This window comes from Pseudoflavonifractor phocaeensis, assembly GCF_038439875.1.
GTDB lineage: Bacteria > Bacillota > Clostridia > Oscillospirales > Oscillospiraceae > Vermiculatibacterium.
In genome coordinates, this window is sequence record NZ_JBCDMT010000006.1 from 24,137 (window position 1) to 46,206 (window position 22,070).

Annotated in this window: 22 protein-coding genes; 18 read left to right on the forward strand and 4 right to left on the reverse strand. The window is 64.4% G+C overall.

Going from position 1 to position 22,070, the window contains the following annotated elements:
* The first annotated feature begins 12 nt into the window (after positions 1-12).
* The 14 genes from AAEU42_RS11985 (at position 13) to trmFO (ending at position 16,377) form a co-directional block, all read left to right on the forward strand.
* Positions 13-1,104 (forward strand): PucR family transcriptional regulator, encoded by a 1,092-nt coding sequence (locus AAEU42_RS11985; RefSeq protein ID WP_342233799.1) that lies wholly within the window; start codon positions 13-15, stop codon positions 1,102-1,104.
* Between the two features lie 101 nt (positions 1,105-1,205).
* Positions 1,206-1,898 (forward strand): cell division ATP-binding protein FtsE, encoded by a 693-nt coding sequence (gene ftsE, locus AAEU42_RS11990; protein WP_342233800.1) that lies wholly within the window; start codon positions 1,206-1,208, stop codon positions 1,896-1,898.
* Complete coding sequence (gene ftsX, locus AAEU42_RS11995; protein ID WP_342233801.1) at positions 1,882-2,781, forward strand: permease-like cell division protein FtsX; 900 nt, start codon at positions 1,882-1,884, stop codon at positions 2,779-2,781. Before ftsE ends, ftsX begins: the two co-directional genes overlap by 17 nt.
* Before the next feature lie 24 nt (positions 2,782-2,805).
* Entirely contained in the window at positions 2,806-4,071 is a 1,266-nt protein-coding gene (locus tag AAEU42_RS12000) for a murein hydrolase activator EnvC family protein (RefSeq protein WP_342233802.1), read from the forward strand.
* A gap of 61 nt (positions 4,072-4,132) precedes the next feature.
* Positions 4,133-5,299, forward strand: a complete 1,167-nt coding sequence (locus AAEU42_RS12005; protein WP_342233803.1) for a S41 family peptidase — start codon at positions 4,133-4,135, stop codon at positions 5,297-5,299.
* Positions 5,300-5,386: 87 nt separating this feature from the next.
* Positions 5,387-6,115, forward strand: coding sequence for a hypothetical protein (locus AAEU42_RS12010; RefSeq protein ID WP_342233804.1), 729 nt, complete (start codon positions 5,387-5,389; stop codon positions 6,113-6,115).
* 87 nt (positions 6,116-6,202) lie between these two features.
* Positions 6,203-6,679, forward strand: a complete 477-nt coding sequence (greA, locus tag AAEU42_RS12015) for a transcription elongation factor GreA (protein WP_342233805.1) — start codon at positions 6,203-6,205, stop codon at positions 6,677-6,679.
* 52 nt (positions 6,680-6,731) lie between these two features.
* Positions 6,732-8,234: a lysine--tRNA ligase gene (gene lysS, locus AAEU42_RS12020; RefSeq protein ID WP_342233806.1), complete on the forward strand. Its 1,503-nt coding sequence runs from the start codon at positions 6,732-6,734 to the stop codon at positions 8,232-8,234.
* A 79-nt stretch (positions 8,235-8,313) separates the two neighbouring features.
* Positions 8,314-9,696 (forward strand): TrkH family potassium uptake protein, encoded by a 1,383-nt coding sequence (locus tag AAEU42_RS12025; protein ID WP_342233807.1) that lies wholly within the window; start codon positions 8,314-8,316, stop codon positions 9,694-9,696.
* Positions 9,697-10,018: 322 nt separating this feature from the next.
* The gene (locus tag AAEU42_RS12030; protein WP_342233808.1) at positions 10,019-10,681 is read left to right on the forward strand and encodes a potassium channel family protein; all 663 of its coding nucleotides are present in this window, start codon (positions 10,019-10,021) and stop codon (positions 10,679-10,681) included.
* Complete coding sequence (locus AAEU42_RS12035) at positions 10,681-11,433, forward strand: TrmH family RNA methyltransferase (protein WP_342233809.1); 753 nt, start codon at positions 10,681-10,683, stop codon at positions 11,431-11,433. The genes AAEU42_RS12030 and AAEU42_RS12035 overlap by 1 nt, the downstream gene beginning before the upstream one ends.
* Positions 11,434-11,451: 18 nt before the next feature.
* Complete coding sequence (gene dprA, locus AAEU42_RS12040) at positions 11,452-12,672, forward strand: DNA-processing protein DprA (protein WP_342233810.1); 1,221 nt, start codon at positions 11,452-11,454, stop codon at positions 12,670-12,672.
* A gap of 41 nt (positions 12,673-12,713) precedes the next feature.
* Positions 12,714-15,035 (forward strand): type I DNA topoisomerase, encoded by a 2,322-nt coding sequence (topA, locus tag AAEU42_RS12045; RefSeq protein ID WP_342233811.1) that lies wholly within the window; start codon positions 12,714-12,716, stop codon positions 15,033-15,035.
* 37 nt (positions 15,036-15,072) lie between these two features.
* A complete protein-coding gene (trmFO, locus tag AAEU42_RS12050) occupies positions 15,073-16,377 on the forward strand; it encodes a methylenetetrahydrofolate--tRNA-(uracil(54)-C(5))-methyltransferase (FADH(2)-oxidizing) TrmFO (RefSeq protein ID WP_342233812.1) in 1,305 nt (434 codons plus the stop codon).
* On the opposite strand, the gene AAEU42_RS12055 is transcribed toward trmFO, so the two are convergent.
* Positions 16,363-16,605, reverse strand: a complete 243-nt coding sequence (locus AAEU42_RS12055; protein ID WP_342233813.1) for a hypothetical protein — start codon at positions 16,603-16,605, stop codon at positions 16,363-16,365. The two genes, trmFO and AAEU42_RS12055, sit on opposite strands and share 15 nt — an antisense overlap.
* 80 nt (positions 16,606-16,685) lie before the next feature.
* On the opposite strand from AAEU42_RS12055, the gene AAEU42_RS12060 reads away from it, so the two are divergent.
* The 4 genes from AAEU42_RS12060 to rnc all read left to right on the forward strand — a co-directional run bounded on the left by AAEU42_RS12060 (position 16,686) and on the right by rnc (position 19,580).
* A complete protein-coding gene (locus AAEU42_RS12060; protein WP_342234026.1) occupies positions 16,686-16,889 on the forward strand; it encodes a helix-turn-helix domain-containing protein in 204 nt (67 codons plus the stop codon).
* Between the two features lie 654 nt (positions 16,890-17,543).
* Positions 17,544-18,593, forward strand: coding sequence for a phosphate acyltransferase PlsX (gene plsX / locus AAEU42_RS12065; RefSeq protein ID WP_342233814.1), 1,050 nt, complete (start codon positions 17,544-17,546; stop codon positions 18,591-18,593).
* 82 nt (positions 18,594-18,675) lie between these two features.
* A complete protein-coding gene (acpP, locus tag AAEU42_RS12070) occupies positions 18,676-18,909 on the forward strand; it encodes an acyl carrier protein (RefSeq protein WP_342233815.1) in 234 nt (77 codons plus the stop codon).
* A 2-nt stretch (positions 18,910-18,911) separates the two neighbouring features.
* Positions 18,912-19,580, forward strand: coding sequence for a ribonuclease III (rnc, locus tag AAEU42_RS12075; RefSeq protein ID WP_342233816.1), 669 nt, complete (start codon positions 18,912-18,914; stop codon positions 19,578-19,580).
* Between the two features lie 52 nt (positions 19,581-19,632).
* Here the strand turns inward: rnc and AAEU42_RS12080 are convergent, their stop codons facing one another.
* From AAEU42_RS12080 to AAEU42_RS12090, 3 genes are all read right to left on the reverse strand, one after another.
* Complete coding sequence (locus AAEU42_RS12080; protein ID WP_342233817.1) at positions 19,633-20,322, reverse strand: TIGR01906 family membrane protein; 690 nt, start codon at positions 20,320-20,322, stop codon at positions 19,633-19,635.
* Complete coding sequence (locus tag AAEU42_RS12085) at positions 20,309-20,983, reverse strand: lysoplasmalogenase family protein (RefSeq protein WP_342233818.1); 675 nt, start codon at positions 20,981-20,983, stop codon at positions 20,309-20,311. Before AAEU42_RS12085 ends, AAEU42_RS12080 begins: the two co-directional genes overlap by 14 nt.
* Before the next feature lie 96 nt (positions 20,984-21,079).
* A complete protein-coding gene (locus AAEU42_RS12090; protein WP_342233819.1) occupies positions 21,080-21,961 on the reverse strand; it encodes an effector binding domain-containing protein in 882 nt (293 codons plus the stop codon).
* Positions 21,962-22,070 lie beyond the last annotated feature (109 nt).

Genomic DNA, 22,070 nt, shown 5'->3' on the forward strand with positions numbered 1-22,070 from the left:
GAGGCATTCCAGATGTCCAACAGGATCTTTCAGAGTGTCGTTTTACAGATGAAGGAAGGGACGGACCGGGCGGTAGGCGTTATCGACGCCGAAGGCACCGTCGTGGCCTGCGACGAGCTCTCTCTGATCGGAGAGCGCTGGGGCGGCGTGGTGGACCAGCTCAATGCCGCCGACGGCGGCATGGTCCACTATGAGGGAAGGACCTTCAAGACCCTGGCCAGCTGGGGCGCCCAGTTCGACTATGCCGGTTTTGTCCAGGGGGAGGACGACTTCGCCCGCTCCCTGTGCCACCTGGCCGCCGTGGCCTTCAACGGGGCCAAGCAGAGCTATGAGGAGAAGCACGACAAGGGGACCTTTGTCAAAAACATCATCTCCGACAACATCCTCCTGGGGGATATCTATGTCCGGGCCAAGGAGCTGCACTTTGTGTGCGACGTGCCCCGGGGGGTCTTCCTGGTGCGGCAGGCCGAGCCCGCCGACCCGGCCATGATCGACGCCATCCAGGCCATGTTCCCCGATAAACAGATGGACTTCGTGCTCTCCATCAGCGAGACCGACGTGGCCGTCATCAAGCAGCTTCCCGAGGGGACCGAGGGCAAGCGGCTGGATAAGATCGCCCAGCAGATCGAGGAGGGCCTGGTGTCCGAGCTGGATCTGAAGGCGGTGGTGGGCATCGGCACGGTGGTCACCAACATCCGGGACCTGGCCCGCTCCTATAAGGAGGCCCAGATGGCCATCGAGGTGGGCAAGGTCTTTGACACCGAGCGCAGCGTCATCAACTACGACAACCTGGGCATCGGGCGGCTCATCTACCAGCTGCCCACCACTCTGTGCGAGATGTTCCTCCAGGAGGTCTTTAAGAAGAACCCCATCGACGCTTTGGACCAGGAGACCCTATTCACCATCAACAAATTCTTCGAGAACAACCTGAACGTGTCCGAGACCGCCCGGAAGCTCTTCGTCCACCGCAACACCCTGGTGTACCGGCTGGAGAAGATCAAGAAGCTGACGGGGCTGGACCTGCGGGAATTTGACGACGCCATCACCTTCAAGGTGGCCCTGATGGTCAAGAAGTACCTGGTCTCCCGGGGCATCGACAACTAAAGCGGGTACATATTTTAGATACGAATGACGATTGACAATCGAACCTGGACGGACCGACCGTCCGCGTCTGATTGTCAATCGTTGTTATGAGGAGCTTGCGAATGATACGCCTCTTAGACATTCAAAAGACCTATGATAACGGCACCAAGGCCCTGAAAGGGGTCTCCATGCGCATCGACGACGGGGAGTTCGCCTTCCTGGTGGGCCCCTCCGGCTCGGGCAAGTCCACCATCATCAAGCTCATCACCGGGGAGGTCCACCCCTCCGGCGGGCGCATCATGGTGAACGGGTACAACCTGAACAGCATCCGGCCGGGCCAGATCCCCTATATGCGCCGCACCCTGGGGGTCATTTTCCAGGACTTCCGGCTCATCGACAAGAAAACGGTGTGGGAGAACCTGACCTTCGCCATGCGGGCTGTGGGGGCCTCCCCCCGGGAGATCCGCAAGCGCATCCCCTACGTGCTGGACCTGGTGGGCCTGAGCCGGAAAGAGGACCGCTACCCCACCCAGCTCTCCGGCGGGGAGCAGCAGCGTGTGGCCATCGCCCGGGCCCTGGTGAACAACCCCCAGATGATCATCGCCGACGAGCCCACGGGCAATCTGGACCCCCAGCGGTCTTTGGAGATCATGATGCTGCTGGAGAAGATCAACGAGCTGGGCACCACCATGCTGGTGGTCACCCATGAGAAGGAACTGGTCAACCGCTTTTCCAAGCGGGTCATCGCCATCGAGGGCGGACGGATCATCAGCGACGAGACGGGCGGGTATTATAACAATGAAGAGACATTATAATCTGAGCTATTATTTTTCCGAGGGCTTCCACTCCATCTTCACCCACGGTCTGATGTCCTTTGCCGCCGTGTTCATGATCGTGGCCTGCCTCATCATTATGGGGTCCTTTTCCCTGGTGGCGCTGAACCTGGAGAACAAGCTGGGGGATCTGGAGCGGGACAACGAGTTTTTGGCCTTCGTGGATGAGAGTTACAGCCGGGAGGACGCCCTGGCCCTCCAGACCAAGCTGGAGGCCCTGCCCAACGTGGCCTCCGTGACCTTCACCACCAAGGAGGAGGCCAAGGCCAACTACGCCGACCAGTTTGCCCAGGATAAGAACGCCGGGCTCTATGCCGACCTCCCGGACGAAGTGTTCCGGGACCGCTACTCCGTTCACATGGAGGACATCGCGAAAATGCAGGAGACCATGGACCAGGTCCGGGGGGTGGCAGGCATCGTTAACCTCCAGGCCGCCCCCGAGGTGGCCCAGGGCTTTGTGCTGGTGCGCAACGTGGCCACCGGCGTGGCCCTCATCCTCATCGTGCTCCTGCTGCTCATCTCCCTGTTCATCATCTATAACACCATCAAGCTGGGCACCTTCACGAGGCGGGACGAGATCGCCATCATGAAAATGTGCGGCGCCACCAACGGCTTTGTCCGGGGGCCCTTCATCTTTGAGGGCATGCTCTTGGGCCTGGCCGGCGCCGTTATCGCCTTCCTTCTCCAGTGGGGGGTCTACGGCTTGATCGCCCAGGCCATCAACACGGGGGAGACCATCCAGCTCTTGGACGTTGTCCCCTTCCAGGCCATCGCCGCCAGGGTGCTGGGCGTCTTTGCCGCCACCGGGCTGGTGGTGGGCACCGGAGGGTCGGTCATGGCCATCCGGAAGTTCCTTCAGGTTTAAGCGCCGCGGTCGGAGGGAAGTACATTGAAACAGCAGCCTCAGACAAAAAAGAAGAGCGCCAGGCCGGACTGGCGGCGGATCGTCACGGTCCTCCTGGCCCTGGTGATGGTGCTGGCCCTGGTGCTGCCCCTGCTGGGCAGCGCCTTCACCCTCATGGCCCGGGCGGCCAGCCAGAGTGAGCTGCAAAGCCAGATCTCCGGGCTCAAGGGGGACGCCGCCGACACCAAGGCCCGGAAGAAAGAGCTCCAGGACCAGCTGAAGGCCATCGAGAACGACAAGGCCAAGGCTTTGGAGCGCAAGCAGATCTTGGACCAACAGTTGGCCGCCATCGACGCCCAGGTGGCCAATACCCAGAGCCAGATCGACACCTATGTCAGCCTCATCGCCGAGCAGGAGGTGGCCCTGGCCGACGCCCAGGCCAAGGAGGCGGCGGCCTACGAGAGGTTCTGCCAGCGGGCCAGGGCCATGGAGGAGGCGGGCACCGTCTCTTACTGGTCGGTGCTCTTCGAGGCCAAGGACTATACCGACCTTCTGGACCGGCTGGCCCTGGTGGACGAGATCATGGAGTACGACAACACCGTGGTGGACACCCTGGCGGCGGCCCGGCAGGAGGTGGAGGAGACCCTGGCGGGACTTAACGAATCCAAAGCCGCCCTGGACGAGCAGAAGGCCGAGCTGGACGCCCAGCGGGCCGAGCAGGCATCCAAGGTCAAAGAGGCCCAGGCCCTCTTTGATGAGCTCAAGGGCCAGGCCGCCGCGGCCGAAGCCCTGGTGGCGGCCGAGGAGGCCGAGGAGAAGAAGATCAACAACCAGATCGCCCAGAAGCAGAAAGAGCTGGACCGGCTCATCGCCTCCCAGCAGATCACCTTCACCACCGGCTCCGGGTACCATTACCCCCTGCCCTCCAGCAATACGCACATCACCTCCTACTTTGGACCCCGGACCCACCCCATCACGGGCAAGTACAACAACCATACCGGTATCGACATCGCCGCCCCCGGCGGCACCACCATCACCGCTGTCCAGGGCGGGGTGGTCACCATCTCGGCCTATGCCCCCAGCTCCTACGGCAACTACGTGGTGGTGAGCCACGGCAACGGCATGACCACCCTCTATGCCCACATGTCCTCCCGGGCGGTGAGCGAGGGCCAGGTGGTGAGCCAGGGCCAGACCTTGGGCTACGTTGGCATGACCGGCTCCGCCACCGGCAACCACCTTCACCTGGAGCTGCGGATCAACGGGGTGCGCCAGGACCCCCGGAGCATGTTCCCCGGTGTGAATTTCTACTGAGCGGACTTCAAGCGGGCGGAGAATGACTCTCCGCCCGCTTTGCGCTGAAAGGATGACCCAAATGAGGCAAAGACATTTTTCTACCCTTCAACTGCTGCTCTCCGCCCTGGGCGGGGCGGTGGCCGCCCTGGCCCTGGCCCTGCTGGCGGCCTGGGTGGTCCTGGGCCCCCAGGCGGTGCCCCTGCTGGAGGGGCTGGCGGTGATCCGCACCCAGTTCGTGGGGGACTATGACCCCCAGGCCATGACGGACGGCGCCCTGGCGGGGATGGTGGACGGCCTGGGCGACCGGTGGAGCCACTATCTGACGGCGGAGGCCTACGAGGCCCAGAACCAGCGCCGTACCAACACCTATATCGGCGTGGGTATCACCGTGGGATTCGAAGACGAGCGGGGCATGACCATCCTCTCTGTAAAAAAAGGCTCCCCGGCGGGAGAGGCCGGCGTGGAGGCGGGAGAGATCATCACCGCGGTGGACGGCGCCTCCGTGGCCGGAGAGGCCCGCTACGACGGCTCTGAGGCCGTCATGGGGGAGGCGGGCACCCCGGTGGCTCTTACCCTCCTGGCTCCCGACGGTGCAGTGCGGGAGGTCACGCTCCTGCGTGGGGCGGTGGAGACCGACCCGGTCTCCAGCGAGCTGCTGGACGGCGGCGTGGGCTATATTAAGGTAGAGAATTTTTACTCCAACAGCGCCAAACGCCTCCGGGAGGAGGTGGACGCCCTTCTGGACCAGGGGGCCCGGGCTCTGGTCTTCGACATGCGGGACAACGGGGGCGGCTACGTGGGAGAGCTCACCGATATGCTGGACCGCCTGCTGCCCGAGGGGCCCATTTTCCGCACCCGGAGCAAGGGGGGGCCGGAAGAGGTGGTGGAGTCCGACGAGGAACACGTGGGCGTGCCCATGGCGGTGCTGGTGAACGCCAACACCTACTCCGCTGCGGAGCTCTTTGCCGCCGAGCTTCGGGAGGCGGCGGGGGCCCCGGTGGTGGGGGAGGAGACCTCGGGCAAGGGCTATTCCCAGCAGGCCATCGCCCTGGCCGGCGGCGGAGCGCTGAACCTGTCCACCGCCAAGTATTTCACGGGGGAGGGGGTCTCCCTCATCGGCACAGGAGTGACCCTGGACGCCCGGGTGGCCTTCTCCGACCAGGACGCCGCCGCCCTGGCGGCGGGAAAGCTGGACCACGGCGCCGACGCCCAGCTCCAAAAGGCGCTGGAGCTTTTGGGATATTAAATGAACGGGCCTTCCGGAAGGGGGCCCGTTTTTTCGGGAATACCCGCCTTCCCGGCCGCATACCATCCCCTGAAAGGGGGCTGGCCCATGGTGGGATGGATTTACTGGACGGGGGAACGGCGGTGGCGGCCCAGGGTGGAGCCCCAGCGGGTCCTGGGGCTGCCCCTGCTGGCGGTGGGCCTTCCGGCGGGAGGGCGGGGCCGCAGGCTCCGGCAGGGGGCCAGGGCGCTGCTGCGCCAGGGGGCCCGCCGGGCCCTGGCCGCCCCGGGGTTCGACGGCTGGGAAGAGCTGCGGGAGGCGGGGGTCTCTCCGGTGGATCCCCTGCCCCTGTGCCGCGCCAAGGGGGCTGGGCTGGCCCTAGCCCTTTTGGAACATATGCCCGAGCGGCGGCGGGCCGTGGCCCTCCGGGGTGGGCGGGCGGACGAGACGGCCTGGGCCCTGGCGGAGGAACTCTGCCCCCGGGTGGGCGCCCTCCTACTGGACCTGGACAGGGGAGAGGAGGAGCTGGCGGCCCATCTGAGGGGGCGGTACGGGGCGGCGCCCCTCCATTTGGGCCAGGGGCCGGCGCCCGCCGTATCCCTGGAGCTGTCCCCCCGGAACAGCCCGGCGGGGACCCCGCTGCGGCTGTGGGGGGAGCCGGAATTGGCGGGTCTGACCCTGGGCCTGGGGCGGGAGGAGCTGCCCCGGGAGCTGGAACCCCTGCCGCTGCTGGAGCTGCTCTGGGAGACCGGACGGAGGACACTGGAAGAAATCACCATCCTTCCGGGGCGGAAGGCCCTTGACAGGACGGGAGAAAATACATATAATACAGGATAATGTAAAAGGGACATGTATTTAACTGAGATGAGCCGGCAACGGCTCTTTTCTCATGGAATAGGCAATTAAAGAAAGGTGACTAGAGCCATGGCGAAGCAGTATAAACTGACCCCGAAGCGCCTGCAAGAGCTGCAGGAAGAGCTGACGTACCTGAAGACCGTCCGGGAGCGGGAAGTTGCCGAGCAGATCAAAGAGGCCCGGTCCTTCGGGGACCTGAGCGAAAACAGCGAGTACGACGAGGCCAAGAACGAGCAGGGCAAGCTCTACTCCCGCATCGCGGAGGTGGAGGAGGTCCTGGCCAACTACGTCATTATCGAAGAGCATGCCGCCGACGCCAACGCCGTCGGTCTGGGCAGCCTGGTGAAGGTGCTGGACAAGGAGTTCAACGAGGAGGAGAGCTACCACATCGTGGGCTCCCAGGAGGCCGACCCCATGCAGGGCCGCATCTCGGAGGACTCCCCCTTCGGCAAGGCCCTGCTTGGCAAGGTGGTGGGGGACGACGTGGACGTGGAAGCCCCCGCCGGCATCCTCCACTATCAGGTGCTTGCCATCCAGAAGGCCTGACCTTACCAAAGAAATCGAGAGCCGCCCGCGGCTTTGAATAGGAGAGTACAAGATGGCAGAGGAACAGAAGAACAGCGCCCCCCAGACCGAGCAGGAGCTCTCCGAGCTGCTGCGCCTGCGCCGGGAGAAGCTGGCCGCCCTCCAGGAGGCGGGGGAGGACCCCTTCCAGCAGACCCGGTTCGCCTGGGACGCCACCTCCCGGCAGATAAAGGAGAACTTTGACGCCATGGAGGGCCAGAGCGTGAAGGTGGCCGGGCGGCTTATGTCCAAGCGGGGGATGGGGAAGGTCAGCTTCTGCGACCTCCAGGACCGGGACGGCCGCATCCAGCTCTACGCCCGCCAGGACGAGATGGACGAGGCGGTCTACAAGAAATTCAAGAAATTTGACATCGGCGACATCGTTGGGGTGGACGGCGAGGTGTTCCGCACCCAGCGGGGGGAGATGAGCGTCCGGGCCAAGGACATCACCCTCCTGTCCAAGTCCCTGCTGCCCCTGCCCGAGAAGTTCCACGGCCTTCAGGACAAGGAGCTGCGCTACCGCCAGCGGTACGTGGACCTCATCATGAACCCCGAGGTGAAGCGGAACTTCATCATCCGCTCCCAGTTTATCAAGCACGTGCGCAACTTCATGGACGCCAGAGGCTACATGGAGGTGGAGACCCCCGTCCTCAACACCATCTCCGGCGGCGCCACCGCCAAGCCCTTCATCACCCACCACAACACCCTGGACCTGGATATGTACATGCGCATCGCCACCGAGCTGCCCCTGAAGCGGCTCATCGTGGGCGGGCTGGACCGGGTGTATGAGATCGGCCGCATCTTCCGCAACGAGGGCATGGACCCCAAGCACAACCCCGAGTTCACCACCATCGAACTCTACCAGGCCTACGCCGACTTCAACGATATGATGGACCTCTTCGAGGACCTGCTGTCCTCCGCCGCCAAGGAGATTCTGGGCACTTACGAGCTGGAGTGGCAGGGGGAGAAACTGGACCTGACCCCCGGCTGGCCCCGGCTGACCATGGCCGAGGCCGTGAAGCAGTACGTGGGCATCGACTTCATGGCCATCGACTCCGACGCCGAGGCGGTGGCCGCCGCCAAGGCCCATGGCGTGGAGCTGCCCGAGACCGCCGACAAGACCTGGGGCAACGCCCTCTATGAGTGTTTCGACCAGAAGGTGGAGGAGAAGCTCATCCAGCCCACCTTCATCACCATGCACCCGGTGGATGTCTCCCCCCTGGCCAAGCGCTCCCCCAAGGACCCCCGGCTCACCGAGCGGTTCGAGCTGTTCGTCTGCCGCTCAGAGATGGGCAACGCCTTCTCTGAGCTCAATGACCCCATCGACCAGAAGGGGCGTTTCCAAAAGCAGGTGGAGCTGCGGGACAAGGGAGACGACGAGGCCGGCATGATGGACGAGGACTATATCACCGCCCTGGAATACGGCCTGCCCCCCACGGGCGGCCTGGGCATCGGCATCGACCGGTGCGTCATGATGCTGACAAATTCCGACTCCATCCGGGACGTTATCCTGTTCCCCACCATGAAACCCCTTTGAGATTTGACTGGCATACCGGCGGCATTGCTTCGCCGGTATGCCTTTCTGCGTTCCCACCCTGAGGAGAGGAGGGTGCCGTTTGTACGAACGGATCGCCCGGTTTATCCAAGATCATTTTATCCGCGGGCGGCGGCTTAATCCCACCCGGCTGGTGGCCATGTCCTTCGGCTTGATCATCCTGATCGGGGCTCTGCTCCTCACGCTACCCATCGCCGCCCGGTCCGGGGAGAGTGCGGGCTTTTTTACGGGGCTGTTCACCGCCACCTCGGCCACCTGCGTCACGGGGCTCGTGGTGGCCGACACTTGGCTGACCTGGTCCCCCTTCGGGCAGGCGGTCATCCTGCTGCTCATTCAGCTGGGCGGGCTGGGCTTCATGACGGTCATCACCCTCATCTCCTTCCTGTTCCACCGGCGCATCGGATTGTCCGAGCGGCTCATCATGGTCTCCACCCTGAACCTCAACGACCTGGACGGGGTGGTGCGGGTGGTCCGCCGGGCCCTGGCTGGGACGGCGGTCCTGGAGACGGCGGGGGCTGTGCTGATGGCCACCCGGCTGGTGCCCCGGTTCGGGCTGCTGCGGGGGATCTGGCACGCCGTGTTTCATTCCGTGTCCTCCTTCTGCAACGCCGGCTTCGACCTGATGGGCGGGGAGACCGGGCCCTACTCCAGCCTGTCCGCCTTCCACGACGACCCGGTGATGCTGCTGACCACGGCGGGGCTCATCATCGTCGGGGGCCTGGGCTTTTTTGTCTGGGAGGACGTGGCCCGGAAGCGCAGCTGGAGGAAACTGACATTGTACACCAAGCTGGTGCTGTGTCTCACCGGCCTGCTGCTGGCGGGGGGGACGGTGTTTTTCCTCCTGGCGGAGGGGGGCAACCCGGACACCCTGGGGGGGATGCCCCTGGGGGAGAAGTGGCTCAACGCCTTCTTCCAGTCCACGACCCTCAGAACGGCGGGCTTCAACGTCATCGACCAGGGGGCCATGCGGGACAACTCCATGGTCATGAGCTGTATCCTCATGCTCATCGGCGGCTCCTCCGGCTCCACCGCCGGCGGCATCAAGACGGTGACGGTGTGGGTGCTTTTCATGGTGCTTCTCACCGGCCTGAGAGGGCGGGAGAGCATCACCTTCCGGGGCCGGACCCTGCCCGCCCGCCGGGCCATGAACGCGGTCAACCTCTTTTTGATGGTGCTGCTCCTCTTTGTGGGGGGCGCCATGCTCATCTCCCTGGCGGACGGGGTGCCCTTCCTCCACGCGGCCTTCGAGACGGCCTCCGCCTTGGGGACCGTGGGGCTGACGGCGGGGATTACCGCCTCACTGTCCAGGGTGTCCCAGGCCCTCCTGATCCTTCTCATGTACACCGGGCGGGTGGGAGTGCTGTCCTTCTCCATTGCCTTCCTCATGCGCAGGAAGGACGCTTTGCACATCAAATACCCCGAGTTCAATATCATGATCGGGTGACCCCCCCAAAAAGCCTTCCCCCGGGGGAAGGTGCCCCCGCAGGGGGCGGATGAGGGGAGCCTATTGAGATTTCCCCCACCCACCGTAAAGGAAGTGCTCATATGAAAACATTTGTTGTCATCGGCCTTGGCCGCTTTGGCACCGCCGTGGCCGCCCCAAAAGCGCGTCCCGCGCTTCCGGGGACCCCCCGGATTTGATTGCTCGGGCCAAATGAATTGGCCCTGCGTGGGTGTTTCGCCCACAGGCGAAACACCCCAACGCGCCAAAAGGCGCGAACCGCAGCCACGGCTGCGTCCGTGGGAAGCGGAAGGAGGATGCATCTATGAAAACATTCGTTGTCATCGGTCTTGGCCGCTTCGGCACCGCCGTGGCCACAGAGCTGTCCGCCCTGGGGCACGAGGTGCTGGCCATCGACGGCCTGGAGGAGAACGTGCAGAAGGTGGCCGACCAGGTGACCCACGCCGTGGCGGGGGACGCACGGGACCCCGCCGTGCTGCGGGCCATGGGGGTGCGCAACTACGACTGCGCCATCGTGGCCGTGGGGGATGACGTGGGCAATTCCGCCCTCATTACCCTGAACCTCAAGGACATCGGCATGAAAGAGGTCATCTGCAAGGCCCAGAGCCACGTCCACCGGAAGGTGCTGGAGAAGATCGGGGCCGACCGGGTGGTGTTCCCTGAACATGAGATGGGGGTCAAGCTGGCCCAGGGCTTGTCCTCTTCCAACGTGCTGAACTTCATCGAGGTTTCCGACGACTACGGCATCGTGGAGCTGGCGGTGCCCAACTCCTGGCGCTATCACAGCATCCGGGAGCTGGACGTGCGCAACACCTACCACGTGAACATCATCGCCGTGCGCAAGGCCAAGGACGCCGACCATGCCCTGGACGTGGCGCCGGGGGCGGAGTATGTGCTGGAGAACGGGGACCACGTGGTGGTCCTGGGCCGCAGCGAGGCCATCAACCTTTTGCACGAGGTGAAGTGATGGAGCAGGTCACCAGCCGCCAGAACCCTCTGTTCCAGCAGATCCGGAAACTGAACGCCTCCGCCTCGTTCCGCCGTAGCCAGGGGTTGTTCGTCTGTGAGGGGCCCAAGCTTCTGGCGGAGGCCCTCAAGTGGGGCTGGCGGGTGCCTGCCGTGGTCTCGGCCCAGGGGACGGCCCTGCCCGAGATTCCGGGGGCCCGCCGGGTGGAGACCCCGGGGGATGTGCTGAAATCCCTGGCGGACACCCAGAGCCCCCAGGGGGTGGTCTTTCTCTGCGCCCTGCCCGGCGCCGCTCTGCCGGACAAGCTGGAGCCGGGCCGCTATCTGGTGCTGGACGGGGTCCAGGACCCGGGCAACCTGGGGACCGTGTGGAGGACCGCCGACGCCATGGGGGCCAAGGGCCTCCTTCTCACCGGTGGCTGCGCCGATCCCTTCGGGCCAAAAGCGGTGCGGGCCACCATGGGGGCCTGCTTCCGCCTGCCTGTGTGGCGGGGGGAGCCCCGGGCGGTGAAGGCCCTTCTGGACGCCTCCGGCATTCCGTTCTACGCGACGGCGCTGCGGGAGGATACGGTGGACGTCCGCCGGGCGGACCTGTCCCGGGCCGCCGTGGTGATCGGCAGCGAGGGGAGGGGCATCTCGGAGGAGATGCTGGCCCTGTGCGAAAAGGCTCTGAAGATCCCCATGGAGGAGAAATGCGAATCTCTGAACGCCGCCGTGGCGGCGGCGGTGGTCCTCTGGGAGGGCTGGCGGTAGTCGAAAGGAGGCCCAGGTATGGCTAACCTGAAATACTTTCTCTGGCTCACCACCCGCCGGGGCTTCCAGCCCGCAGAGGCGGGGAAGCTGCTGGAGCGCTTCGGCACCCCCGAGGCGGTCTATTTTGCCGATCCGGAGGAATACGGGCTGCTGGGCCTCCCGGCGGCCAAGCGGAAAGCCCTGGAAGACAAGGACCTGTCCGGGGCGGAGCGGATCCTGGCCGACTGCGACCGGCTGGGCATCCGCATCCTCACCATCCAGGACGCCAACTACCCGGAGCGGCTGGCCCAGATCTATGATCCGCCCTGCGTCCTCTACCTCAAGGGGCGGGAGCTGGCGGTGGACGAAGAGCTGGCCATCGGCGTGGTGGGGACAAGGAGCTCCACCCCCTACGGCGAGGGCCTGGCGGGAAAGCTGGGCCTGGAGCTGGCCCGCTCCGGGGCAATGCTGGTCTCCGGCATGGCCGAGGGTATCGACGCCGCCGGCATCCGGGGCGCCCTCAAGGGTGGGGGCGGCGTGGTCAGCGTGCTGGGGGGCGGCATCGACGTAGTTTACCCCAAGCAGCACCGCTGGCTCTACGCCGACGTGGCCGCCGCGGGCACCCTGGTCAGTGAATATCCGCCGGGCACCGAGCACGCGGGCTTCCATTTTCCCGTCCGCAACCGCATCCTCAGCGGCCTGTCCCTGGGCGTGGTGGTCGTGGAGGCGGGGGAGCCCAGCGGCGCCCTCATCACCGCCCACGCGGCCCTGGAGCAGAACCGGGAGGTATTCGCCTTCCCCGGCCCCGCCGACGGACCGGCCAGCCTGGGGGCCAACCGGCTGATCCAGCGGGGAGAGGCCAAGCTGGTCCTCTCCGCCCGGGATGTTTTGGAGGAGTTCGCCGCCCAGTTTCCAAGCCGGGTCCATCCCCTGCCGCCCATGGAGGCGGAGGCGGTCCGGGAGCGGCTGGAAGCCCCCGTTCCCGAGGGGAAAGAAGAGAAACCGGCGGAAAAAGAGGTTGACAAGGAGCGGCCGCGGGCATATATTTCTTTATCAGACGACCCCGAGGCCTTTACCGACGACGAGCGGGACCTCCTTCTGGCCCTCCAGCGCCGGGCCCTGACGGCGGACGACCTGGTGGAAGCTGTCCAGATCCCCGCCCGCCGGGTCCTCTCCGCCCTCACCATGCTTCAGGTGCGGGGGCTGGTGGAGGAGCGGCCCGGAAAACGATTTACAGCAGCGGTGCTTCTGACGCCGTAATGATAGAACCCCGGAGGTATAATGTGGCTACAAAAACAAATATGAACCTTGTGATCGTGGAGTCCCCGGCAAAGGCGAAGACCATCACCAAATATCTGGGCCCCGGCTTTGAGGTCAAGGCCTCCATGGGCCACGTCCGGGACCTGCCCAAGAGCAAGATCGGCGTGGACCCCGACCGGGATTTCGCCGTGGATTACCAGCCCATCAAGGGCAAGGAAGACATTATCGCGGATTTGAAGAAGGCCGCCAAGAAGAGCGACAAAGTCTTTCTGGCCACCGACCCCGACCGTGAGGGCGAGGCCATCTCCTGGCATTTGAAGGAACTGTTGAAGCTCCCCGACGAGAGCACCTACCGGGTGACCTTCAACGAGATCACCAAGAAGGTGGTCAACGAGTCCATCGCCGCCCCCCGGCAGATCGACATGGACCTGGTGGACGCCCAGCAGGCCCGGCGGGTGCTGGACCGGGTGGTGGGCTACCAGATCTCCCCCCTGCTGTGGAAGAAGATCCGCCGGGGCCTCTCCGCCGGGCGGGTCCAGTCCGTGGCCACCCGCCTTGTGTGCGAGCGGGAGGAGGAGATCCGGGCCTTCGTCCCCCAGGAGTACTGGTCCCTGGACGCCGACCTGGAGCGTGTGAAACCCAACGTGGGCCGGTTCACCGCCGGGTTCTACGGCAAGGAGAAAAAGCAGGAACTTACCAGTGAAGGGGAGGTCAACACCGTTATGGAGGCGGTGAAGAACGAGCCCTTCACCGTCACCGGCGTCAAGCGCCAGGACAAGACCCGCAACCCCTCGCCCCCCTTCACCACCTCCACTCTCCAGCAGGAGGCGTCCCGGAAGCTGGGCATGGCCCCCCGGCGCACCATGGCCATCGCCCAGCAGCTCTACGAGGGCGTGGACATCACCGGCGAGGGCACCGTGGGTCTTATCACCTATATGAGAACCGACTCCCTGCGGCTGTCCGACGAGGCCATCGACGCCGCCAGGAACTTTATCCTGGGGCGCTACGGCAAGGACTACTATCCTCCGGAGACCCGGCACTATAAGGCCAAATCCGGCGCCCAGGACGCCCACGAGGCCATCCGGCCCTCCAACGTGAACCTGGTGCCCGAGGACATCAAGAAGGACCTCACCAGCGAGCAGTTCCGGCTCTATAAGCTCATCTGGAGCCGCTTCCTCTCCTGCCAGATGTCCTCCGCCGTCTACGATTCCGTCACCATCGAGGCCGCCTCCGCCGGCTACCGCTTCCGGGCCAACCACACCGCCCTCAAGTTCGCCGGCTACACCGCCGTCTACGTGGAGGGCAAGGACGAGGAGGACGAGGTCCACCAGTCCCCCCTGCCCGATTTGAAGGAGGGGGAGGCCCTGGACCTGAAGGCCCTCAAGCCCGAGCAGCACTTCACCACGCCTCCCGCCCGGTACACCGAGGCCAGCCTCATCAAGGCCCTAGAGGAAAAGGGCATCGGCCGCCCCTCCACCTACGCCCCCACCATCTCCACCATCGAGAGCCGGGAGTACGTGGTGAAGGAGGGGAAGTATCTGCGCACCACCCCCCTGGGAGAGGTGGTCACGGGCCTGATGAAGGATAAGTTCCCCGACATCCTGGACTATGACTTCACCGCCCAGATGGAGAGCCGTCTGGACCAGGTGGAGCAGGGCAAGGAGAACTGGAAGGCCCTCCTGAAGCACTTTTACGGGGATTTCTCCAAGGAGCTGGAGAAAGCGGAAAACGACCTGGACGGGGAGCGCATCAAGGTCCCCGATGAGGTCTCCGACGAGATCTGCCCCCTGTGCGGGCGGAACCTGGTGTTCAAGTCCGGCCGGTTCGGCCGGTTCCTGGCCTGTCCCGGCTGGCCCGAGTGCGGCCACACCCAGCCCATCGTGGTGGAAATGCCGGGCAAGTGCCCCAAGTGCGGGGGCCGCATCCTGAAAAAGACCTCCAAGCGGGGCTATACCTACTACGGCTGCGAGTTCAACGTGGTCAAGGAGGGCAACCCCCACGAAAAGTGCGACTTCATGACCTGGGACGTGCCGGTGGCGGACAACTGCCCCACCTGCGGCAAGACCATGTTCAAGCGCTCGGGCCGTGGGGCCAAGAAGCCCTTCTGCGCCAACCCCGACTGTCCGGATTTCCTGCCCGAGGACCAGCGGGGCTACTATAAAAAGAAAACCGACGGCCAGGGGGAGAAGGCGCCCGCCGAGGGGGCGGAGGCCCCCGGGGAGGGAAAGAAAGCCCCGGCGAAGAAGGCCGCCGCCAAAAAGGCCCCGGCGAAAAAGCCGGCGGCCAAGAAACCCGCCGCCAAGAAACCGGCGGCGAAAAAGACCGCCGCGAAGAAGACCACAGCCAAAAAGACGAAGGAATAAGCGGGCGTGACCGCCCGCCGGAGAGGAGGCCCCACCCATGGAACCCGTCATCATCATCGGCGCCGGGTTGGCAGGCTGTGAGGCCGCCTGGCAGCTGGCGAAGCGCGGCGTCCCCGTGGAGCTTCACGAGATGAAGCCCCAGCGGATGACCCCCGCCCACCACAGCCCGGACTTCGCCGAGCTGGTCTGCTCCAACTCCCTGCGCTCCGACCAACTGGAAAACGCCGTGGGCCTTTTGAAGGAGGAGCTGCGCCGCCTGGACAGCCTCATCCTCTCCTGCGCCGACGCCCACCGGGTGGAGGCGGGGGGCGCCCTGGCGGTGGACCGCCACGCCTTCTCCGCCGCCGTGACGGAGAAGATCAGAAGCCACCCCCTCATCACCGTGGTGGAGGGGGAGGTCACCGCCCTCCCGGCGGAGGGGAACGTCATCATCGCCGCCGGGCCCCTGGCCTCGGAGGGGCTCACCGCCGCCATCCACGCCGCTTTCCCACAGAGCGCCACCCTCAATTTCTTTGACGCCGCCGCCCCCCTGGTGTCCTTTGAGAGCGTGGTCATGGACCATGCCTGGTTCGCCTCCCGCTACGACAAGGGCACGGCGGACTACATCAACTGCGCCCTCTCCCGGGAGGAGTATTTTGCGTTCTGGAAGGAGCTCACCGCCGCCCAGGAGGCTGAGGTCCACGGCTTCGAGGACAAGAGCGTCTTTGAGGGCTGTATGCCCGTGGAGGTCATGGCGAGAAGGGGGGAGGACACCCTGCGCTACGGCCCCCTCAAGCCCAAGGGCCTCAAGGACCCCAGGACCGGCCGGGAGCCCTACGCCGTGGTCCAGCTCAGAAAGGACAACGCCCAGGGCAGCGTCTACAATCTGGTGGGCTTCCAGACCCATCTGAAATGGCCGGAGCAGAAGCGGGTGTTCTCCATGATTCCCGCCCTGAAAAACGCCGAGTTTTTGCGCTATGGGGTGATGCACCGCAACACCTATCTGCGCTCCCCCGGCTTTTTGAACCGCTATTACCAGGTGAAGGAGGCCCCCCGCCTCATGTTCGCCGGGCAGATCACCGGCGTGGAGGGCTACGTGGAGTCCACCGCCTCCGGCGTCCTGTGCGCCATCGAGCTGGCCAGACGGCTGGAGGGGAAGGCCCCGGCGGATTTCCCCCAGGAGACCGCCATCGGGGCCCTGGCCCTCTATATCTCCAACGAGAGCGTCACCGACTTCCAGCCCATGAACGTGAATTTCGGCATCCTGCCCCCTCTGGGCTACAAGATCAAGGGTAAGCGGGAGAAGAACGCCGCCATCTCTCAACGCGCCCTGGACGCCCTGGCGGGGTTAATAATTCAATAATTCCGCCCCCAGGCGCAGACCGAGCAGGAAACAGTACATCCGCTCGAAGGCCATGCAGTCTGCCTGGATGCCGATGAGCCGGTCGGTATACTCCTCGCCAATCAGGTCGGAAATGGCAGTGATGGCGTCTCCTTCCAAGTGGCACAGCTCAGTATAACGTTTGTTTGTACCAAACAGGCTTTCGACCATTTCTGAGAGAAACTTGGGGAATTCGTTGGTAATGTCCATAATTATCACCTCGCTATTAGCGATATTATAGTATCGCTAATAGCGGATAATGTCAATAGAAAGTTGGTGGAAAAGTGGAAGTGTTTTCGGAGCGCCTGCGTCAAGTGCGCATAAAGGCTGGTGAAAGCCAAAAGAAGTTAGGAGAACTTCTTGATGTTTCCCCCAGTCAAATCAGCGATATGGAGAGCGGGCGAAGAGGGACGACGATTGAAAAACTAGCCCTTATTTGCCGTCACTACCACGTTTCCGCCGATTATCTCTTAGGCCTTTCTGACGAGTGTTGACAGGGCACGGCCCTGCCAGGGGCCTTCCTTTCCCCTGTGGGAAAGGAAGCGAAAGGACACCAGGGGGAGAGAGTTCCGACTCTCTCTCCCCCTGGCCCCCCTCTCTCAACGGCCAAAGGAGGGGGACTGCGGTCTCCCTCCTTTGGAAACCACCCCAGGCTGTACACAAGAGCGTGGGAAAACCCCGCCGCCGCACTTCGTAGCGCCGCCGGGGTTCGGCAGGTCTTAGGCTTCCCCTGGGGGAAGCTGTCTGCGAAGCAGACTGATGAGGGGAACTTATCTCTCTAGCAGAGCCTTTCGTGTTTTCCTCAGTTCCCCTCATCCGTCAGCCCTCCGGGCTGCCACCTTCCCCCGAGGGGAAGGCTAAGAGCAGGACCAGCTTGTATCAAGAACACGTCAGCGGCGAGCGGCGCAAGAAGGACCACGTGTCGTACAGATGCTCCCGTGCTTTTCCCCCTATCAACAGGCAGTAGACCTGCTACTAGAAAGGGAAACTGCGTGCAAGGCTGCACCAGAGACTTTTCTTTGGGGGTCTGGGGCGGCGTTTCTTTTCCTCGGGAAAAGAAATGTCCCCCAGATAAGCGCACGTTTGACGTGCAATCAGTCAGCCAATAAAAAGACCACTCTTCCCCAATCACCAAGGAGGTAATTCAAATGAAGATCATCGTAGACGCCATGGGCGGCGACAACGCCCCCCAGTCCAACGTCAAGGGCGCGGTAGAGGCCGTCCGGGACCTGGGCGTGGAGGTCACCCTGGTGGGCCGTGGGGACGACATCCTCTCCGCCCTCAAGGTCCTGGGCTGCGACGCCCCCCCGCCGGGCATCGAGATCGTCCACGCCTCCGAGGTGGTGGATATGGAGGACAACCCCGCCACCGCCTTCAAGGAGAAGAAGGACTCCTCCCTCACCGTGGGGCTCAACCTGGTGAAGGACGGCAAGGGGGACGCCTTCGTCTCCGCCGGGTCCACCGGGGCCCTGCTCTCCGCCGCCACCCTGGTCACCAAGCGCATCCGGGGCATCCGCCGGGCGGCCCTGGCCCCCCAGATCCCCACCCCCAACGGCGGGGCCATCCTCATCGACTGCGGCGCCACCGCCGAGTGCACCCCGGAGTACCTCCTCCAGTTCGCCTTCATGGGCTCCTACTACGCCGAGCACATCATGGGCCGCCCGGAGCCCCGGGTGGGCCTGCTGAACATCGGCGCCGAGGAGGGCAAGGGCACCGACCTCCAGCGGGAGGCCTACGCCCTGCTGAAAAAGGCGGGGGAGGAGGGCCGCATCCACTTCACCGGCAACGTGGAGGCCCGGGACGCCATGCTGGGGGCGGTGGACGTCATCGTCTGCGACGGCTACTCCGGCAACATCTTCCTCAAGACCATGGAGGGCACCGCCCTCTTCCTCAACGGCAAGCTGAAGGCCATGTTCAAGAAGAATCTCCTTACCAAGCTGGCGGCGGTATTCGTCTCCGGGGGTCTGAAGGATTTGAAAAAGACCCTGGACTCCCGGGAGGTGGGGGGCACCGCCCTGGTGGGCATCTCCAGGCCGGTCATCAAGGCCCACGGCTCCTCCGACGACTACGCCATCAAGAACGCCATCGCCCAGGCGGCCAAATTCGCCGGGGCGGGCATTATTGAGAGCATCACCGAGAACATCGAGTATATGAAGCTGCCGGTGATCAGAGCCGGGGCCGAGGCGGAGAAAATTTGATTTCCCCCTTGACAGGCAGGAAGAGATTGCCTATTATCATAATGCCTGGAAACAGTACAAAGGGATAGGAGTTCGATCAGTTATGATTTTTGAGACAGTGGCGAAGCTGCTCTCCGAGCAGTTTGGCATGGAACCGGCCGACATCACCGAGGAGACCAGCTTCGAGGACCTGGGCGCCGACTCCGTGGATATCGTGGAGCTCTCCATGGCCCTGGAGGAGGAGTTCGACATCGAGGAGATGGGCGAGGAGGACCTCACCAACGTCTCCACCGTGGGCGATCTGGTGAATTATCTCAAGGCCAAGCTGGGCGAGTGAGCATGGAGACGTTGGAGGCCAAGCTGGGCTACCACTTCAAGGACCGGGCCCTGCTGGAAAACGCCCTGACCCACAGCTCGTACGCCAACGAGAACCGGGGGGCTCTGGGCAGCAACGAGCGGCTGGAGTTCCTGGGGGACTCGGTGCTGGGTATGGTGACGGCGGATTTCCTCTTCAAGGAGCACCCCGACCTCCCGGAGGGGGACCTGACCCGGACCCGGGCGGCCCTGGTGTGCGAGGAGAGCCTGGTGGAGGTGGCCGATCTGCTGGACCTGGGGGCCTACCTGAAGCTGGGCCGGGGCGAGGAGGCCGGCGGGGGCCGGGAGCGGCCCTCCATCCGGGCCGACGCCGTGGAGGCGGTGCTGGCCGCCGTCTACCTGGACGGCGGGCTGGTGGAGGCCCGGAAGATCATCCAGCGGTTCATCCTGGACAAGGAGACCGAGAAGAGCGCCAGCCGGGACTACAAGACCACCCTCCAGGAGTTGGTCCAGCGGGAGAGCGGCCAAGTGCTGACCTACCGGCTCACTGGTGAGAGCGGCCCCGACCACGCCAAGGTCTTTTCCGTTGAGGTGGACCTCAACGGCCAAAAGGTGGGCGAGGGCACCGGCCACAGCAAGAAAGAGGCCGAGCAGATGGCGGCCCGTGCGGCCATCGCCAGGCTGGATCAATAACGGAACACTGGAAAGCGGGCATCCCGGCCGGGATGCCCGCTTTTTTTGCGCCTCAGAGGGCTCTGGCTTCCTCATACACGTTCTTGGGCGTCCGGCGCCAGTGGACCAGCTCGGTGATCAGGGTCACCAGCACCGCTCCGCCCAGGGCCAGGCCCAGGACCAGGGCTCCCGCCCGGGCCCAGAAGGCCTCGGGGAGGATGCGGATGATCTGGTCGGTGCCGGCGTCGAAGATCCAGTTGGTCTTGCCGGGGAAGAAGACGGTGTGAAAGGCGGTGAAGAGCCCCTCAAAGTCCAGAAGGGCCCAGGCCGCCAGGACGAGGAAGAAAACCAGCATCCCTGCCATGGCCCAGAAGGCGGGGTCCCGGCCCCAAAAACGGTAGGCGGAGCGCCGTCCCAGCTTTAAGGTTAAGGCCAGCACGGCCAGCGCCGCGGCGCTGGTCCCCAGGAGAATGAAGTCCAGCCGGAAGAGATCCCTGCAGTCGGCAAAATGGGCCCTGCCGCTCTCCGACCATTTCAGCGTCCCGGTGCCGAAGGGGGCGTCCTTCACTAAGTAGTCCATCACCTCGTCGAAGGCGTCCCGGATGGTATCCTCGCTCCAGCCGGTCCGCTGGGGGAGGGCCAGGCTGTCGATCTGGGCGTAGTAGAAGGGGCGGCAGAGGATGGGGGCGGCGATGGCGGCCGTCAGCAGGAACAGGGCCAGAAAGAGGGAACAGAGGATAGAGAGGGGTTTAGAAGGTTTCATAGGGGTCTCCTTTCATTTGCTGGGAGAGGACGATCAAGACCTGGGAGGGCAGGTAGAACAGCCACATGCCCACCCGGGTGAAGCTGGGCAGGATCCCCAGGTTCCACCCGCCCACGCACAGGTCGCAGGCGACGAAGAGGCACAGCCCAAGTGAAAAGCGGTTTCGCAGAGGGTGGTTCAGGACGTCTGAGGGCCTGCTGGTGACGAAGGGGAGGGCGGACTCGCAGGCGTTGGCCGCCAGGTTGGAAAAATAGAAGAGGGACAGGGCGGGGAAGATATCCCGGCCCGACAGGGCGGAGACGATCAGGGCGGCGAGGCCCGCCAAACGGAAGAGGGCGTACCGGCTGATCCACCCGCCCCGGTGGCGGTAGAGGCGGTATGCGTAGAGGAGCTGGACCACCAGGAAGAGGGTGACCCCCGCCTCATAGCGGCTGTCCAGCACCAGCAGGAACCAGTCGGCTCCCACGGTGAAGCACAATGCCAGGGCCACCAGCCGCCCGTCGGCGGTCCCCAGACCGGTGAGGGAGGCCAGAAGGCACAGGCAGATGGCGGCGAACTTCACCCAGGTGGAATCCCCCCACCGGGTCAGGTCCAGGATCAGGAACCAGAGGTAGAGTCCTACCGCCAGGATGGGAAAGACCCGTTCCCGGAACCGCCTCATCCCCTCACCCCCTTTTTTCCATCATACCACGCCGGGGCGGGAAGGACAAGACCGCGGCGCCCCCGTCCGCGAATGGCGGGCGGGGGCGCCGTGATTTTATTTCCGTTCCACCGCGACCCAGATCTCGCACTCGTAGTCGGGGGAGGACATGTCTCCGTCGGAGTAGGCCTCAATGTCGATGCCGCCCGTGGGCGCGTAGTCGGCGGTGGGGAAGAATTCGGCGTAGATCCGCCGCCAGGTGTCTTGGATGGCTTGGGGCATGGCCCCCCGGCAGGGGAAGACCGCCCAGGTGGCGGCGGGGATGGTGTTCACCCGGAACCCCTCGGGGGCCGGCTCCCGCCCGCTGTACCCGACGGCGATGGAGTAGGGGAACTGCCGGGGCTCCCCCTCACCCCGGGAAGTGCCGTAGCAGATGCCCAGGATCTTTTTCGCGGGCTCCGCCGAAGCGGCGCGGCAGAGGGTGGGGATCACGCCCTCCTTGCGGGCCTGGTTCCAGAACGCTGGGATCTCCGCCTGGCGCAGCTCCTCGTCCTCCGGGAACCACTTGACCTTCTCCAGCACACGGAATGCCTCTTTTTTCACGATTTTGTAGTCCATGGTATGGCCGCCTTCCAATATCAATTTGACATGAAGGCGGGAGAAAGATTTGAGCTTGACGCCGGGCAGCTTGGCCTGGGACGGCGTGAGGCCGTGGAACCGGGTGAAGGCCCGGGCGAAGCTCTCAGGGCTGTCATAGCCGTATTTGAGAGCCGTGTCCACCACCCTGGCCTCCCCGGCGGTCAGCTCGGTCCCCGCCTGGGTGAGCCGCCGGGCGCGGATGTATTCCCCCAGGGTGACGCCGCACAGGATGGAAAACACCCGCTGAAAGTAGAAGCTGGAGGAGCAGGCCCGTTTGGCGATCTCCTCATAGTCCAGCTCCCCGGTGAGGTTGTCCTCCACATAGTCGATGGCCCGCTGTATCCCGGTGATCCAGTTCAAATCTCTCTCCCCCTTCCGCCTGATCTCAGAATAGCGGATTCGTCCGCTTGTGTCGTGACTTTCTCTGCCCGCCGCTGTCAGACGGGACAAGGCTATCTTAACACGGGGA